General features: G+C 58.7%; 18 protein-coding genes. 4 read left to right on the forward strand and 14 right to left on the reverse strand.

Annotation, left to right across the window (positions count from 1 at the left end):
- The 3 genes from RGV33_RS11270 to RGV33_RS11280 form a co-directional block, all read right to left on the reverse strand.
- On the reverse strand, positions 1-1,383 hold the full coding sequence (locus RGV33_RS11270; protein WP_032903621.1) for an integrating conjugative element protein: 1,383 nt from the start codon (positions 1,381-1,383) through the stop codon (positions 1-3).
- Positions 1,380-2,336, reverse strand: coding sequence for a TIGR03756 family integrating conjugative element protein (locus tag RGV33_RS11275; RefSeq protein WP_322144322.1), 957 nt, complete (start codon positions 2,334-2,336; stop codon positions 1,380-1,382). The genes RGV33_RS11270 and RGV33_RS11275 overlap by 4 nt, the downstream gene beginning before the upstream one ends.
- 105 nt (positions 2,337-2,441) lie before the next feature.
- Entirely contained in the window at positions 2,442-2,696 is a 255-nt protein-coding gene (locus tag RGV33_RS11280) for a helix-turn-helix domain-containing protein (RefSeq protein WP_273879536.1), read from the reverse strand.
- Between the two features lie 169 nt (positions 2,697-2,865).
- On the opposite strand from RGV33_RS11280, the gene RGV33_RS11285 reads away from it, so the two are divergent.
- The 3 genes from RGV33_RS11285 to RGV33_RS11295 all read left to right on the forward strand — a co-directional run bounded on the left by RGV33_RS11285 (position 2,866) and on the right by RGV33_RS11295 (position 4,468).
- The gene (locus RGV33_RS11285; RefSeq protein ID WP_076964374.1) at positions 2,866-3,123 is read left to right on the forward strand and encodes a LasR-specific antiactivator QslA; all 258 of its coding nucleotides are present in this window, start codon (positions 2,866-2,868) and stop codon (positions 3,121-3,123) included.
- A 365-nt stretch (positions 3,124-3,488) separates the two neighbouring features.
- The gene (locus RGV33_RS11290) at positions 3,489-3,737 is read left to right on the forward strand and encodes a hypothetical protein (RefSeq protein ID WP_020300912.1); all 249 of its coding nucleotides are present in this window, start codon (positions 3,489-3,491) and stop codon (positions 3,735-3,737) included.
- Entirely contained in the window at positions 3,734-4,468 is a 735-nt protein-coding gene (locus tag RGV33_RS11295; protein WP_020300911.1) for a zeta toxin family protein, read from the forward strand. Before RGV33_RS11290 ends, RGV33_RS11295 begins: the two co-directional genes overlap by 4 nt.
- 37 nt (positions 4,469-4,505) lie before the next feature.
- Here the strand turns inward: RGV33_RS11295 and RGV33_RS11300 are convergent, their stop codons facing one another.
- The 9 genes from RGV33_RS11300 to RGV33_RS11340 are packed head-to-tail and all read right to left on the reverse strand — an operon-like array spanning position 4,506 to position 11,976.
- Positions 4,506-7,259, reverse strand: coding sequence for a conjugative transfer ATPase (locus tag RGV33_RS11300; RefSeq protein ID WP_273879537.1), 2,754 nt, complete (start codon positions 7,257-7,259; stop codon positions 4,506-4,508).
- Complete coding sequence (locus RGV33_RS11305) at positions 7,259-7,675, reverse strand: TIGR03751 family conjugal transfer lipoprotein (RefSeq protein WP_032903625.1); 417 nt, start codon at positions 7,673-7,675, stop codon at positions 7,259-7,261. The genes RGV33_RS11300 and RGV33_RS11305 overlap by 1 nt, the downstream gene beginning before the upstream one ends.
- On the reverse strand, positions 7,638-9,158 hold the full coding sequence (locus RGV33_RS11310; protein ID WP_322148659.1) for a TIGR03752 family integrating conjugative element protein: 1,521 nt from the start codon (positions 9,156-9,158) through the stop codon (positions 7,638-7,640). Before RGV33_RS11310 ends, RGV33_RS11305 begins: the two co-directional genes overlap by 38 nt.
- Positions 9,148-9,960, reverse strand: coding sequence for a TIGR03749 family integrating conjugative element protein (locus tag RGV33_RS11315; protein WP_322144323.1), 813 nt, complete (start codon positions 9,958-9,960; stop codon positions 9,148-9,150). Before RGV33_RS11315 ends, RGV33_RS11310 begins: the two co-directional genes overlap by 11 nt.
- Positions 9,957-10,598 carry a PFL_4703 family integrating conjugative element protein gene (locus RGV33_RS11320; protein ID WP_322144324.1) on the reverse strand — a complete coding sequence of 214 codons (642 nt, stop codon included), beginning with the start codon at positions 10,596-10,598 and terminating at the stop codon, positions 9,957-9,959. The genes RGV33_RS11315 and RGV33_RS11320 overlap by 4 nt, the downstream gene beginning before the upstream one ends.
- Positions 10,595-11,008 (reverse strand): TIGR03750 family conjugal transfer protein, encoded by a 414-nt coding sequence (locus tag RGV33_RS11325; RefSeq protein WP_126586985.1) that lies wholly within the window; start codon positions 11,006-11,008, stop codon positions 10,595-10,597. Before RGV33_RS11325 ends, RGV33_RS11320 begins: the two co-directional genes overlap by 4 nt.
- Positions 11,009-11,015: 7 nt before the next feature.
- Entirely contained in the window at positions 11,016-11,387 is a 372-nt protein-coding gene (locus tag RGV33_RS11330) for a TIGR03745 family integrating conjugative element membrane protein (protein WP_020300904.1), read from the reverse strand.
- Positions 11,388-11,404: 17 nt separating this feature from the next.
- The gene (locus RGV33_RS11335) at positions 11,405-11,644 is read right to left on the reverse strand and encodes a TIGR03758 family integrating conjugative element protein (protein WP_020300903.1); all 240 of its coding nucleotides are present in this window, start codon (positions 11,642-11,644) and stop codon (positions 11,405-11,407) included.
- Positions 11,641-11,976, reverse strand: coding sequence for an RAQPRD family integrative conjugative element protein (locus tag RGV33_RS11340; RefSeq protein WP_020300902.1), 336 nt, complete (start codon positions 11,974-11,976; stop codon positions 11,641-11,643). Before RGV33_RS11340 ends, RGV33_RS11335 begins: the two co-directional genes overlap by 4 nt.
- Positions 11,977-12,275: 299 nt before the next feature.
- Here RGV33_RS11340 and RGV33_RS11345 point away from each other — a divergent pair, with 299 nt between their 5' ends.
- Positions 12,276-12,857, forward strand: coding sequence for a hypothetical protein (locus RGV33_RS11345; protein WP_020300901.1), 582 nt, complete (start codon positions 12,276-12,278; stop codon positions 12,855-12,857).
- A 20-nt stretch (positions 12,858-12,877) separates the two neighbouring features.
- Here the strand turns inward: RGV33_RS11345 and RGV33_RS11350 are convergent, their stop codons facing one another.
- Both RGV33_RS11350 and traD read right to left on the reverse strand, forming a co-directional pair.
- Positions 12,878-13,609, reverse strand: coding sequence for a TIGR03747 family integrating conjugative element membrane protein (locus RGV33_RS11350; RefSeq protein ID WP_020300900.1), 732 nt, complete (start codon positions 13,607-13,609; stop codon positions 12,878-12,880).
- A 90-nt stretch (positions 13,610-13,699) separates the two neighbouring features.
- On the reverse strand, positions 13,700-15,805 hold the full coding sequence (gene traD, locus RGV33_RS11355; protein WP_322144325.1) for a type IV conjugative transfer system coupling protein TraD: 2,106 nt from the start codon (positions 15,803-15,805) through the stop codon (positions 13,700-13,702).
- Positions 15,806-15,813 lie beyond the last annotated feature (8 nt).

Genomic DNA, 15,813 nt, shown 5'->3' on the forward strand with positions numbered 1-15,813 from the left:
TCACTTGCGCCTGGCGTCAGCGTCATTGAGTCGGCCCGGCTCAGGGTCGCCTTGCTCGACGGTGCGCGAAGCATCAGCACCGCCGGCATGCCGATCGAGCACTAGGCTGGCGGTATTGGTGGCCAGCATCTGCCGGACCTGCAGTTCGGTCTGCAGCAGGCGGATTTCGCGCTCCAGAGCGTCGATGTTTTTCGTCAAGGCGGTTTGGGCCGGCTCGGCGGAGGCGATGTTCGGTTCGTGACTGCCCGCCAACAGGGTGCGCAGTAGCAGCAACGCTTTGTCGAGCACACTGGACAAGGCCGTCTCACTGGCCAGGCGCCGTGCCAACAGATCCTGGTCGGGATCGTCGCGCAGGGCTTCGACCACGCCACGGGTTACCGGCAGCATTGGGCTGGAGGCTTTAGCCAGATTGTCAGGGGTAGGCGGCAGTGAGCCAGACAGCAGCCCTTGCAGGGCCTTGAGGCGTTCGCTGTAGGCCTCCTGGATCAGCGGCGTCAGTCCGCTGCCAGCGGTCGCACGCAGGGTTTCGCAGGTATCGCAGGTCGTGACTTCAGTTTCGCCCAGCACGCGAACGGCCCATTCGGATTCCTCCTGGGGCGAAGCCCAGGTCTGGCAAATGGCCCCACCCAGGCAATCGCTATTACTAATCGAGGCATTGTCATCCATCGACCGGTTATGCAGCAGGTTGTAGCCCGCGCGCACTACGTCGGCGGTCACCCGAATGGGCGTCTGCCCATCACCACCAGCCTTCGAGCCGCCGACCCAGGACACCCCCTTGTTGCCGTTATGGGCCTCGGTGTTTTTCACCGCGGCCACCGCATCACCGCCGGTTTGCTCCAGATTGCCCTGCATCTCCTGGTTCTTGGCCAGCGCGCCCCAGCCGGCTTGACCGACCTTGTCCGCCATCTTCTCGGCCATGGCCTGGCAGGTCAGCTTCGAGCGGTCGAAGTCGATACGCCCCTGCATCACCCCGTTGCTCAACAACTCATAGAGGCCGGGGTTGGCGCGTTGGATGATCAACGCCGGCAGCGACATCACGGCTTGGGTCGCGTTCTGCACGATGCTGCCCATGATCTGCTGGAAACCTTCGGTGACGCCGTTCAGCTGGTTTTGCAGGGTGTTGGTGAGGCTCATGTTTCCGCACATCATGTTCGCTCGCCATGACCCGCCGACACCGAGACCACTGGGTCGGTAGAGCGAGCTCGGTGAGCCGACTGCCGAGCCGCCACCAATGGTGTACATCACTCGGTCGTCGAGTACTTCACCTTGAGTACCCAGACGGTAATCGCCCTCGGCGGCGTAGGCATGTGTGGCAATGGCGAGCAGTCCACAGAGCAACAGACTCATCGTGCCCAACCAGGGCCGCGCGAGAAGCCGACTCATGAAGCACCTCCTTCGAAGTCGATGCTGAACAGGAAGGTCTGTCCCTCACGTTTGCAGCAGCTATAGGGACGCCACAGCGACCAGGCGTAGCCGCCATCCGCGCTCTGTACCGGATCGCTGGGGAAGATGGCGCACGTGGGCTGCACCTGGGGGTAGAGCAATTGCCATTTGTGGGTCGAAGCGTCGTTTTCAACGATCGGGCCAGGCGGCCAGTAGCCGTCGCGTTTGGCGGGCGTGAGTGGTAAGTACACATGCGGCTGCCAGTTGTGGGTAATCACATCGCCGGCGCGTTGCGCCATGACTGCGGCCGCCTTGAAATCGTCGGGCTGTACCAGAAAGCCCTGCCGGGGATAAACGTTGCCCCACATGTTTCCCGAGACCTGACGACCAATTTCACGGATCCCCGGCATGAGCGATTCGGGGTAGAAACTTTCTGGGATGCCATGGCGCCAGGCCAGTGAGTCCAGGGTACTCAGGTAGTAAGGCATTAATGCAGTTGCACCGCTGGCGCAGGCATAGCCGGATTGCGAAGCCAGTTGCGTTGCGACCCAGCCACCGGGGTGGCCGATGCCATCAACGTTCTTGAATCGAGGCAGGTTGTCGCGGCGGGCGTTCGGCGTGATCAGGTTGCCGCCACCTTCTGCACCGCTGATGGGAGCGGAGAGGGTGGTCATCTCGGTCCAGGGGTTATTGCCGGTGGTGGCGTAGCTCGAGACGACCAGTTCAGGAATGAAATGACGAACCTTGGTCGAGGTTTTGACTGTGCAGCCGAAGGGCGTGCAGAGGAGCCAGAAACAAATGCCGACGACCCTGTATTCGAGACAGTTTGGCGAAAGCACGGAGGAGGTGATGCTGACGGTGTCCAGCGCCATGCTTGGGCCGCACGCCAGCAGAATGCTTAGCGCGAAGGGCTGTAGCTTTGTGGGCGGGATTGACGAGCAGGCAGCAGACATGATCCAGGCTCTTGGGGTATGGCCTGGGCAGATTCGGTTACGGACTGAAGACTGTCAGTGAAAATTATGAAGGCGGATCTATCGGATTTGTGAGAAGTGAGACTATTATTTGACGTGAAGGGAGCTGCGCAGGATATCGGGTTCTATAAGTAACTGATCTGCGGTAATTTCGAAAATATTGGCGAGTTTGCACAGGACCAACAGCGACGGATTGCCCGTGGATCGTTCGATTTGACTGACGTAGGTGCGATCCACCTCGGCCATGAGCGCTAACTGCTCCTGGGTAAGGTTCTTTACGCGCCGCATCCAGCGGATGTTCTCCGCCAGTTGCAGACGAAGTTGTTCGTAGTCTTGAGTCATGCGCGCAAATTGCGCCTTGAGGGACTCTCAATCCACGGGATATAGTCTACATTGGCATTCAACTAGGCCATTTGGTGTTCATGCCTGGTATCGAGCGTTCATTTGGTGTCGTTACGCTTTTCGAAGCTGCGCCCAGCATCTAACAATAAATCAGAAATTTAGGGTGTGTATGGACCAAAACTACATTTCAATTCCTGCGGCGGATGGTTGCCCAAGTCTTCTGACACCTTGGGGCAGCGAATTTTCGCCGATGATCGAACGTGGTGTGCAATGTGCCCAGGCTTGGCTTGAGGCAACGACCGATATTCCTTTGTGGTGGGAACTGGCGCAAACGCGCAAGACCTTTCCTGTCGGTGACTGCCAAGATGCCTTCGAAGCCGGTTTTCTGTTGAGAATTCAGCAACGGCTTCGGAGCGTGTCACAGTAACCCTGTTGCTTATGGGCGATTGCATCGTCTTGATCGCCCGTTTGCACTCAACCTGGCTGCATCGACACAGACCATGCAGTTTAAGAACGATTGCCGCTTCGCTGGCGCGTTTTTTCCACCGGCTGAACAACTCGGTGGGGGATTGTGCTTCCCTTATTTGGGCGCTGCACCAAGGGCGGCACTTGCTTCAAATGCCACCGGTCATGCATCGAACTTGAAAATCTCTTGAAAGGTATGGTTCCAGACGCCATTCCTCTAGAATGGAGGCTGACAGAAGTAGCTTTCGCCCTGTTACAAACAGGTTTACGTAGCTAAGATTCTGATTAAGTGCAGATTCTGCACGCTCTGAGAACGTGGAGCGCGATATGAAAGCCAAACGAGTGTTGAGTGACGATCTGGTGAGCCGACTGGAGGATAAGATCCCGGTCATGGCTGAAGGCGCCATCAATACCGCCTATATCAACGCCCTGGCTGCCGGCCGCAGTGTGATGGAAGTCATGAACGGCATGCTTGTTGAAACGACTGCTGACGGTAAGCACAAAGTCATTCGGGTGGCCAAGCCCAAGCACAAAGTGACTCTGGGTGGCGTCATTAAGGTGCGCCGTTGCTCATGACTGTCCCTCGGTTGAGGGTCTTTGCTGGACCCAACGGCTCCGGCAAGAGCACGATGAAGAGTGCCATCCCTTCCCACCTGATCGGTATCTACATTAACCCGGATGAAATCGAGAAGGCTGCCAAAGACAGCGGTCGTCTGGAGTTCAGTGATTTTCAACTGGAAGTTGAGGGTGATGAGGTCCTCGGTTTCATTAGGGAGCATCGGCTGGTCAGGTCTGCCCGGCTCGATGAGGAGGCGACCAACATAGGCTTTAGCAGCAACGGCCTGAATTTCCAGACGGTCGCGATGAACTCCTATTTTGCCTCCGTGCTCTCTGACTTCATCCGGAACAAGCTCCTCGAAGACCAGCTGTCTTTCACCTTCGAAACGGTGATGTCTAGCGACGACAAAATCGCTTTTATGCTCAAGGCAAGAGAGTCTGGATACCGAACCTACCTGTACTTTGTGGCAACTGAAGACCCTGACATCAATATCAACAGGGTCAGGAACCGTGTCGCGGCAGGTGGGCACCCAGTTCCCACAGAAAAAATTGTACAGCGCTACGGCCGTTGCCTGAGCCTGCTGCCTGTGGCTATTGCTGCTTCGGACCGGGCCTACATCTTCGATAACTCCGGTGCCGATCTGGTGCTGCTGGCCGAAGTTACGGATGGGACGGACCTTGAGTTCAAGGTTGATGAGGTCCCTGACTGGTTCATGGATGCCTACGTTGAAAAGGTGTCCAACGGCTAGCTGCCGGATTGGCCAAGCTGGGAGCGCCACACCTCCCTTATATGGGCTCTATTCCTCGTGCGCTATCGATCCGTTCAGCTACCCGGTAAGCCGCTTCCAACTCCGAACAGCCATTCTCCTGCATCAGTGTCCAGCGTTCGGCTTTTTCCTCGGGCTCTGTCATGGCCAAGGCGAGGTAAAGACTGGGTGGCACGGCTCGAAACAGCGTCTCGAGCTTTTTCGACAGCACCACTCCCTCGGTGTATTTCCCCGGCTCTTTGCTGGCGGAGAGCAACAGGGCTTTCTGCGCAGGTGAAAGCTTCTTGAACCGTGCGATTTCTTCGATTTCCGCGGGCGGCATATTCAAACAAATCCACCATTCGATCATGTTGAGCATGGTCTGCGCAGCCGTGGGAAAATCAGCAAGGTTCTGCGTCGCCAGCCAGAACCAAGCGCCGAGCTTGCGCCACATCTTCGTCCCCTTGACCACGAACGGCGCCAGCAACGGGTTCTTGGTGATGATATGACCCTCGTCGGTGACCATGATGATCGGTCGGCCCAGGTACTGGTCGCGCTCGGCGAGGTTGTTCACGGTGTTCATCAAGCTGATGTAGCTGATGGACATCTGTGCCTCGTAGCCTTCGCGCGCGTAAGTGGCAAGGTCGACAATGGTCACATCGCTCTCGGGCCAAGGCGTGCCTTCGCGATCGAACAGTTCACCCTCGAAACCCTGGCAAAATAGGTCGATGGACTCGCCCATTTCCTGGGCACGCTCGCGACGTTTCTCCGGCAAGTGCGGGTCGGCGGCGACGCCCAGCAAGGCGTCGCGTACGTCGCGGGTCAGTACCTGGCGACCCGCCGCGACGCAGGTCTGCGCCGCATCGAGAATGCACTCGCGGATCAAGCTGCGATCGGCTCGACTCAGGCGCGCCTCTTCTTTGGCCTCGCCGCCGGTGATCATCAGGCGGGCAGTGATTTCCAGTTCGCCGAGAACATCGCGCTGGTCTTCGTGACTGGTTACCACCTCATCGTCCAGCTCATCGATCGACAGACTCGCCACCTGATCCGGCTGCTCGACCAGGCGCCAAGCATCGGCGAACGGGGCGAGACTGACCGAGGCGCCAGGTTTCAATTGGACCTTGTTGACCGACAGGCCCTGTGTCGCGAAGTAGTCTCCCTGCAAGCCGAATGAGTTGCCGGCCTCTACGATAAACAGGCGAGGGCGGTACACGGCCATGACCTGCATCAGTAGGGTGACCAAGGTCGCCGACTTCCCGGCACCGGTGGGGCCGAACAACAGCAGATGACCGTTCATGGCCCGATCCAGGCGTGACAATGGGTCGAAGCTCAATGGCGAGCCGCCGCGGTTGAACAGGGTGATGCCCGGGTGGCCGGTGCCGGTGCTGCGGCCCCAGACCGGAACCAGGTTCGCCAGGTGCTGGGCGAACATCAGGCGGGTGTACCAGTTACGCGTGTCGCGGGCCGGGTTGTAAGCCATCGGTAACCAACGCAGGTAGCTGTTGCAGGCGGCGACCTCATCGCCTTCACTTACCGGTTGCAGCCCCGCGCCCAACAGCGCGTTGGCCAGGCTGACCGAGCGCTGGTGCAATTGCTGTTCATCGTGACCGCGTACGTAGAACGCCAGGGTTCCTCGGTACAGCTTGTGCTGGCGGCCGATGATCGCGCGAGCCTCTTCGACATCCTGACGAGTCTGGGTCGAGGCCAGGTTTTCACCGATGGCTTTGCGAGCTAGGCGGTTCAACTGATCCTCGAGTACATCCTGTGGTTTGACCATTAAGGTCAGACTCGTCACCGTACCTTCGGGTAACTGGTCGAACAGCGCATTCACCGCGTCACCCTTGCGGGTTTCGCCGGTGAGTTGACCAATCGATGGTGCCCGCCGCAGTTTGTCCACCACTATCACCCGGTGGGGTTGATCGTCGAAAAACCAAAGTCCGTGCTGCACATCCGAACGCGGTTCGTTGAAGAACAGCCGTTCGGCAAAGTCATGATCGAAGGGCAGATCCAGCGACTCACCGTCACCCGACTCCGGATAGGCCACGCGGCGGTAGAAATTTTCGGGCGCTTCATCAGTGAGCCTGGGGGCCGGATTGAACCAGGGCAATAACCAGGCATACAGACCTCGGCCATCGACTCGCGTTGAGTGCACCCCGCACGCCTGCAACGAAGCACGGATACGTTCGCAAGCCTGTTGCAGGGATTGCACCGGGGTGAGTCCCGTCTCCTCAGCGTCAGATTCAAGCCAGCGATAGACCACCAGACGCACCCGTCGGTTATTGCCGCGCCAGGGCAGGCGCGTCACCACCTGATCCTCAAACAGACCACCGGGCTTGGCGATGGCCTTCAGATGACGGCGGCTGAGCTGCAAATACGCCTCGGTGAAGACCGTACCTCGCGCGCTGTTCTGAATATAATCGGTGAGCTGGGTCAGGTAGGGTGTGAAGTCGTTGTCGTCTTGACAGAAAAACTGCGCCACCCAAGGCGCTTGATCCAGCTCGTCAAAGCTATCTTGCAGGGCGTCTTCGAGGGCGTCGCGGACCGCCATCAGCCAATCGGGTTCGCGCCCTTCGGTGCCGATGGGCAGCAACTCGAACACCGCACCCACCGAGCGATTGTCATCCAGTAGAAAACACTGCTCAGTGTCGAGGTATTCGACCCAAGGCAGGTAATCGGTGAAGCTGGGGTTGTGCGCATAGAGTGCGGCCTCATCGGCCAAGGTCGCGCGAGGGCGCAATGGATTGCGCCAGCCTTTCCACGTGGGAGTGCGATTGCCCGAATCGCCGCTACGCACTACAGGTCTTCCTGACGTTCACCAGGTAATGCGTACTGCACACGTTGGTAGAACGGAAAGACGGTCGAGTAACCTGGGATCGGTGCCTGCTCGGTACCACTCAGATGCGGATACACGTACAGCACCAGATCGGGATTGGGCAAGCGAGGGAACAGGTTGCGGATCTCGTTCGCCGCTGTGCGAGTGTACGGTTCCTGGAGAGAAAAGGAGAAATCTGCTTGAGCCAACGGGCGGCGTAACTGCTGCCGAGCATCCAGCAGTTGCTGCTGAGTGCCTTGCGAACCGGCGCCGTTCCAGATGTCCAGCATGGTTTGCTCTCCATGGGGCAGAAGCGTCTCCTTGTCGGTGGAGCACCCCGCCAGGACCCAGCAGAACACGCTAATCCAGGTCAGGCAGGGAGGCATGGTCTTTTTCATGGCGAACGCTCCGGCCCTTGGGCTCGTAGTCGATGGTGATCTCATGGTCGAGGTGCAGCGCGACTTGTGCTGCCGGTGGCACGTACACGGCAGCAAAGGCTTCGCCATACAGCTTGTTGACCCACTCGCGGATGTCGCTGACCCCGCCGCTGAGAATTGAATTCAGCGCGCTGTTGCCACTGCTACTGGTGACCCCGAGGGTACTGCCGCCTGAACTGATCACGCTGCTGTTGTTCCGCTCATCCCCGAGCAGGGCGGCGACACCGGCGCCGGCGGCAGTGATCAGGCTCTGGCTGCCGAGGTATTGCTGAGCGTTCGAGCGGCGCTCGCCAGCGATGCAAGGAATGCCATACGGATCGGACAGGTAACCGAGTCCGCCGCGGATCTTGTCGGTGTTTGAGCTCTGGGTGGTGGAGGCAGTGCGGCTGGCTACTGCTTTCGGCTGAGGTACCGTGCGGATGGTGCCATCGGTAAACACAAAGGTGATTGACTTGACCTGTCCACGTACGCAAGACAGGGTCCAGTCACCGGACGCGGTGCCGCTCATTACGGCACCCGCGACGTCTGGCAGGTCGATGCCGTTGGCGGTCAGGTTCTCAGGGCCGACCAGCACTTTGAAGGGATAGGGATCATTCACAGTGCCGTCCACCGGGACGCGGCCGATCAGCGCGGTCATGGCGACTGAGCCCATCAATGTCGCGTTTTCGGGGATGGTGTAGACCGGCTTCGCCCCTTCGGTTCGGTCAACGGATCGCGTCAGGTCACGCTCACCCTTGGTGACTGCACGTAGCTGTTTCTGGCTGCGATCAATAGGATTGTCTTTCAAGCCTTCCAGTGAGTTGAAGGCGGTAGGCAGACTCAATGCGAGGGAGGAGGTCTTGGTTTTGCCTCGGGTGTCGGTGCCCGAAGCATCCGAGGGTTCAATCCACTGCAGCGCATCATTGGCAGGATGCTGTCCGTCAAACTGAGCACCGTCGCCAGGCTCGAGCCCCAATCCGATTGGCATATCCTTGCCTTTGCCGGTCAGCCCCGACAACTGATCCTGCAATTGCGTGAGCAGGCCGCGAGCCTGACGACTGTCTTGTTCCGCTTTGAGTCGGGCCTCGTTGGCTTGGCGGCGGCCTTCGTCGACCTGCTGGGTCACACTGCCAAGCGCGGTCTGGATACGCGAATCGACACTGTTTTCCCGCTCGCGTAGGCGGTTGTTTTCCGTCTGCAGTGAGTCATTGTGTTTCTTCAAACCGAGCATGTCGCTGCGCATGGCCTTCACCTGGCCGACCAGGGTGGCGACCGTATCGCGTGGGGTATCGCCCGCAATGCCGAGCGACTTGGCTTGCTCGGCGGATAATTGAATATTGCCCTGATCAACTGGGTGCTCTGGAGAAGGTGTGCTGCCACCCGGGACCCAGGTTTTCAGGATGATCAGTACCACGCCCAGCAGCGCAGCCGGTACCAGCCATTTGAGCAAGGCGTTAGCTTTCATCGTCAGCACCTCGCGCAACGGGCGGTAGCAGCACGGCTTGCTCGAGGCCGGCACCGCGGGTGACAAGGTAGGCGATCGTGGTGTCTTCAGCGCTGCCGACAGGCCCGAGGAAAGCATGCTGGAAGGCCGCGGCGAACAGCTTGGCCTGAAGTCGACGTGGATCGAGTTGCACCGTCTCTGAACCACGATTGCGCAATTTCACCGCCGTCACCCAGTAATCACCGAGTCGCCAGACGGCGATGGGTGTGCTGGACACGTTTTCGGTCGACAGCAGGGTCGGCAGTTCGGTACGCAGCTTGAGCGGGACGCGGCGTACACCGGGCAGGGACTCCACGGTGCGCAGCGGCGCGTACAGGCTTTGCGCGGCGTAGCGCGTCAAAGCGACCGGGATCGGTGTGCGTTCTGGAACAGGGACGGTGCTAGATTCAGCCTCGGTAGCTTGCCCCTGAGCATTCTTGAGAATACGTACGGGCTCCAGCGGTTGATCGCCGGGAGTGGCCGCGATATCCAGGAGGATGATCTCGCCCGTCGTGACCGATTGCAGCTGCAGTCGGGTCGGTGCAATGGCTTCCGACGCTCGCAGGTACAGCGTGCCGCCGGTTGATTGCACACGCAGCTTGCCGGTCAGGGTTGAGGGCACACCGACGCGAACAGCCTCATCGATAAAGACCACTCGTTCCTGATTGATCACCAGCGGGACCGCGAGGGGGAGGCGTTCCCAGTGCATCAGCTCGACGGCCTGCGCTACAGCTCCCGATAGCATCAGTGCAACGGTCAGTCCCAAGGTAGAAATCCGCTTCATGGCTCACCTCCAGGCAGGGAGATTTTTTGCGGAGTGCCCTGATAACAATCCAGTGCCAGCCCCCACTTATTGCGTTCGGCGTCCAGATCAAAACGCACCACGCGCAATGGATACCGCACCACCACCCGTTTCACCGGTTCGGCGGCGTAATATTCATCGGCATTGAGATCGAGCTTGACCAGCCAGCTGTCGCGGTCGAGTTGCTTGACCCTGAGTTCCGGATCTTCGCTGTAGCCTCGGCCCAGAATTTCGTAGACGCCACGCACCCGCTGGCGCAGCTCGCCGGCGGCCTTGCGGTACTCATAATCACCGTCGAGGAAGGCCTTGCAGGCGGGTGTCAGGTAGGACTGCAAGCCATAGATGGCGCGGCGATAATCCTGCTCGCCATCCGAAGGCCAGCGGTTGAGTTGGCCAAAGATGTACAGGGCAAAGGCATAGACATTCTCTGGGGGGACATCCCACCACTTGCGAGTGCTGCCCGAGCGCAGATCCGGGGGGACATGCACCGTCAGATCGGTCGGTGCCGAGCGCCAGCCATACCAAAGTCCGGCACAGACCAGGGCCAGAATCACTACCGCCAGACGCAGGCTGAAGATGTGGGCGTGTTGGGCATCCACCTTGTTCCGAAAACGATTCATGGTTGCCACCGGGACAGGGCAGGGCGCAGTCGACGCGAACGGCGAATCGTCCAGGCGCCGGAGTGGAGAATCAAACTTCCGCGCCCCAGGCGCCAACGGCTGGCGAGTATCCATTCGAGCTTGCGGTACAACCAGGTCTCGGGGCGAGCCCGTTTGGCCCGACGCAAAAGCGTACCACCGGCAAATAACACCAGCGCCATGCTTGCGATCATGCTGGTCGGCGCAACGGCAATAGACGAGGTGACGATCCCTAGAGGAACGCCCAGCAGCAGGCCAATGGCGGCGCCAGTGCCGAGAGCTACCCACATCTCATCATTGGTCAAACCGCGCAGTACGGCAGGATCGCGGTTGAGTCGCTCCGGCAGAAAGACCAAGGTGCCGTCGGCAAGGCGTTCGATAGTGTCGTTCATGTCGACCTCACAGAATCGCGGCGGCCTTGGTCAGGAACCAGATGATGATCACCACCAACAGGGCGCCGATGCCGACCACCGCGCCGAGGTCCTTCCAGGTCTTGCGCTGGTTCTGCACGTCGGCATAGACAGTTAGGGAATGCCAAGCCACCCCGAGAAAAGCGAGCAGGGCGATCAACAAACCGAGCAGGATGCCGCCGTCATAGGCGTAGTTTTTGATCGTCTCGATCAACCCGGAACCTTCACCACGCGAAGGAGCCTCCATGGTGGGAAGCTCGGCAAAAGCCAGGCTTGGGCCGAGCACCAACAGCAGGCCGATCAAGCGCTGGCTGGCACGATCACGCAGGTTGTTTTTTAGAGGGGTAAAGCACTTGAGCATGGCAGTGATCTCCTGGATTAGGACAGCGTGAAGAACATCAGGACTAGTAGAGCGAGCAAAACACGTGCGGCGCTGCCGCCAAACGCGCCGAAGCGCACACTGCCGGTGGCCCAGCCCCGGTAAGCCGTCCACATCACCCAGGTGCACCAGAGCAAAGCCAGGACGAGAACCAGGGACAACCAGAGTGTCGAACTGCTCTGTGCCGAGAAACCGGAGGCGTTTTGGAACGCTGCGGTCTGAGCGTCGGTCATGCTCATGGCGACGGTTCCACGGACGGGATGTCGAGGCGGTAATCGCCGACCAGCTCACCAGCGTCGTGAGGTTGAGCACGGGAGGGCGACAGATAGTTCTGCATTCCTTGGCGAATGCGTTGGATGTCCTGAGACAGGCGGGGATAGTCGAAGCGATAGCGTTCGTTTGGTTCGGAGGTCCTGGCTACCTTAGCTTGCGCCGCAAGGCGCTCAATAGTGTCGACCTGCTGCTGAACTAGGCTGAGCTGCTCGCGCTCATGAGCAGATGCGGCATAGCCGCCGCTATGGAACGTCATCAATATGAGCAGTAGGCAGATTCGGAAAAATGTAGTCGGCATGTGGATAGCCCATTTGGAGATGGGGCCAGCATTCAACTAACGTCCAGGACTCAGCAGTAAGAAACACGAAACACGCTGCGTCATTTTATTTCGATACAGTCTCTGATCGTGGAGCGAGTTCGAACACCGTATCGAGAGCTACGAAACGCGGAAAAATGACACGATTGGACCGCAAGTACAGCATTGGTTACTCATGAAAAACGATTAGTAGCCGTTAACTTTTGATTCCGCTAACAGCATTGTTAGCGGGGCGCAGATAAGCGCGGACGAAATCAGTTAACGAAGAGTGATAGCAGAGAGTGAACATCCAACAAGCAATTCGGCGGTACCGTATTCGACAGGCCGTGGGCTTCTCCTTGATGGTCTTCGGGGGGCTATTTTATTTGGTTTCATCGTTGATTTTTCTGCACCATCAAGCAGAGACTCTCGCGAGCACAAAATTTTTTGGGCATTTGGGAGGGGTTGTGCAAAATTTAGTAGCCGATGTTTACCAGGTCACATCACCCTACATCGGTTTTGTATGGGAGCACGCGCCTACCCTCAGCCAGGAAAACCCGCTCAGCTATGGAAATTTGCTGTTTTTCGGTTTGCTGGGTGTGATGATTATTGGAAAGCAAATTCTCCTTTCCGCTAGCCAACTCAAGAGGCGTGTTCAGGTTCAATTCGAACGTCTTGAGGAAGCTCAGTGGCGCAACTCGATGCAAAATGGAGCAGCCACCCAAGTCAACGCAAATCAGATCGGGCAGATCAATTTTTATCAGCAGTCTATGCCGCCGTCCCCTAGCGGTGATTGGTGGCAGCGGCCGTTGGGTATTGTTGGTTTGTCTATTATTGGCGGTTATGTCGTCGCGATTTTGGCTAAATTCACCGGAATGGTTTAACACGTCAGCGTTACATTTTATTAAATGTATTTTTTAAACGTCGCCGCGGTGATGGCTGTCGTTATTCCGAGCATCATCGCGCAAGGCAAAAAGACGGCCATAGGATTGAGCGAAAAGGGCAGGGACAGATACATGATCCAGGGCACGAGCAGCAGGGGTATCACTGCTCGTTTAGCTCGGTGATAGACAAAACTGCTTTCTCGCCCGGCTCCAAACTTGCGCAGGTCGCGGCGCATCAAACCATCGACAAAACCGGTGAACGAGGCCAACAAAAATAGCGGTGTGGCCAGAGCCAAGATGGTTAGGCGCACTACGAAGGTAAAGGTCACATACACCGCCGCCAGTACGAAATCCTCAATGCTCACGTAGAGCTGATTCGCCCAGCTCCAGAAGCCATTGCCCTGGCCCGAAACCCGCGCCTGCCGGGCAAAATCCTCAAAGCCAGTCTTGACCAGCAGCCACTGATTGAGGAGCTCCAGCCACTGGACAATTGTTTTCCCAGGCTGTTGGATGAGAAGTGAAGCTTTGAAGTGCTCGCTGAGCCAGCCCAACTCACTGGTTAGCATAGCCTGACTATGCCGCCAGCCCTGATCACCCCAGAACAGTAGCAGCCCGGCGAACTCGATGAGGATCGAGAACAGCAACGAGGCAATCAGCAAACCGATGATGCGCAGGACTAGGCTGATCGCCGAGATGATCAATCCCGGACGCTGGATCGGTTGTGGCGGCGTGTTCTGGGTGGAAGTCGCCATAGTTCACCCCATTGCGCGCTGCAGAGTTGATGTGGGCAATACGTCTCCTGGATCGTTTTCTGCTGAATCGAAACCTGTTGTGGGGTAGGGCTACCCCACCTGATCCAGATCGAAGTTGGTAGTTGGGCCGCCACCGCTTGCGCTCCACCATTGCCCCGCCTGCGCGTTATAGGCCGCCCGCATCCGTTGAGTGAGTTCCTGTAGGTCCTTGGGCATGGCGTCGACGTTGGAGGGTTTTGGCAACGGCATGCGGACTTTCCAGAGCTGCCCACCGGCCTGGAAGGAGAACATTTGCCCCTTGGGCAAACTGACGATATGAGCAGGCTCGATCAGCGGCACACTGGTGCTGCTGACACGGTCCTGGGAGGACGAGGTGAAGTCCGTGTTGGCGTCCGGATCGGATGTGTCCGTCGCACCCGACATCAGGGTCTTGGTCAGCACGTTAACCTTGGGTAACTGCTGGGTGAGCAGTTCAGCGGTGGCGGTTTCGCGCACGCGGAGCATCTGCAGGGTGTTGAAGTTGCCAATCACCTGGCCAGCTTTGGCGCGGTTGCCGATACGTGCTTCGATATCGCTGAGGGTCTGGGTGTAGGCGGTTACCTGGATACCGGCGCCGCCACCCTTGTTGATCAGGGGGATGAACTCATCGCCCATCAATTCGTTGAACTCATCAGCGTGCAGGTTTATCGGCAGCTTGTCACTGCTGCTGCCTGATGGGGGCAGGCCGTGGTCAATGCCATGTTTGTAGATGTGGCCCGCGACCGAGACCAAATCAGCGAACATGGAGTTGCCCACAGCGGCTGCGACTTCGGCGTCGGTCAGCGCATCCAGGCCGACGTAAACGATGCCGCGTTTGCGAATGATCTGCATCCAGTCGAAGATTGGTCGCGGGTCATCTAGGTCGGTGTAGTTGGGGGCCAGCAGTTGGGCGGTCTTGCCGGTGGTGAGTTTCTCCAGCAGCGGCAGCAGCGAAGCAACGATTTTGTCGAAGTAGGTGCGGTCGTAACGTACTGCCGAGCGCAGTCCATCCAGCACCGGATCGAATACCCGTTTCACCGCCAGGTACTGTTCGATGGCCACCACACGCTTTTCGCGTCCCACCATATGCCGGGGAATGTTCTTCTCAGTGAGTTTGCCTTCCAGTTGGACGATCACTTCCCAGGCTTTCGGATCGGTCTTGGCGAAAAACTGCTGAGCGTATTCGATGAACAGCGCGTCTATATTGACCACATGTCGCTGGATCTGCAGGTAGTCTGGGCGCCGGCCCAACTCGATCAAAGCCCGGGCAATGATGTTGACAAAGCGCCAGGCGAACTCGCGAAAGGCTGCGGAGTTGCCTTCGCCACTGAGTTGCCCAGCGATGCGCGATGCTACCTCCGAGATGCGCCCGAAACGTCCCACCGCGTTGTAACGCGCGGAGATCTCTGGCCAGCCTAGATGGAAAACATAGAATTCCTTTTCCCGACCGGCCCGTTTGGCTTCGACGTACATGCGTTTGAGCAGGTCGGCATCGCCCTTCGGATCGAAGACGATGACCACCTCATGTTCGACGCGGTGAATGTCCTGGGTGATGTACACCTCGGCGAGTCGCGTCTTGCCGACACGGGTAGTGCCCAGCACCAGGGTGTGTCCGACCCGTTCGCCCAGCGGCAGACTGACTTCCGTTTCGTTGGGCTCGACCCCATGCAACAGAGGCGAGCCACCGACTGGGGGTAAAGGGCGCAACGGATTGAAGGCACTGTCCCAGGCGGTGACACGGGCCAGTATCGAGAGCGGAAACGGTGCATGCTCCAGGCGCCGTTCGAGTTCACGGGCCAGCCGGTAGTGGGTCGGTTGGTCGACATAATGGGCGACCGTCGGATCCTGGGCCTCGACCAAGCGCTGGGTGTGCAGGCGGGTCCAGCGAAAGCCGCGACCCATGAACAAACGCTTACGACTGACCGGAATCTGCCGGCTGGTCAGCTCGTAGCGGGGCAGCCGGCGGATATTGCGCCGATAGCGCAACACCTCCCAGGCTTGTCGCAGGCGGATCAGGCCGAACAGGGTATAGGCCAGCGCCGCAACCTGCCCGATCTCGGGTGACAGGGCCACGGCCCAGGGCGAGTACACGCACAACACCGCGGCGGCGATGCAGATTGTTACGGTGTACAACTCGACCGCTGGCCGGAGCTTGGACTCCATCGCATGCTCGGCCATGACCTGAC

It is taken from the genome of Pseudomonas sp. Bout1, from assembly GCF_034314165.1.
In the GTDB taxonomy this organism is placed as follows: domain Bacteria; phylum Pseudomonadota; class Gammaproteobacteria; order Pseudomonadales; family Pseudomonadaceae; genus Aquipseudomonas.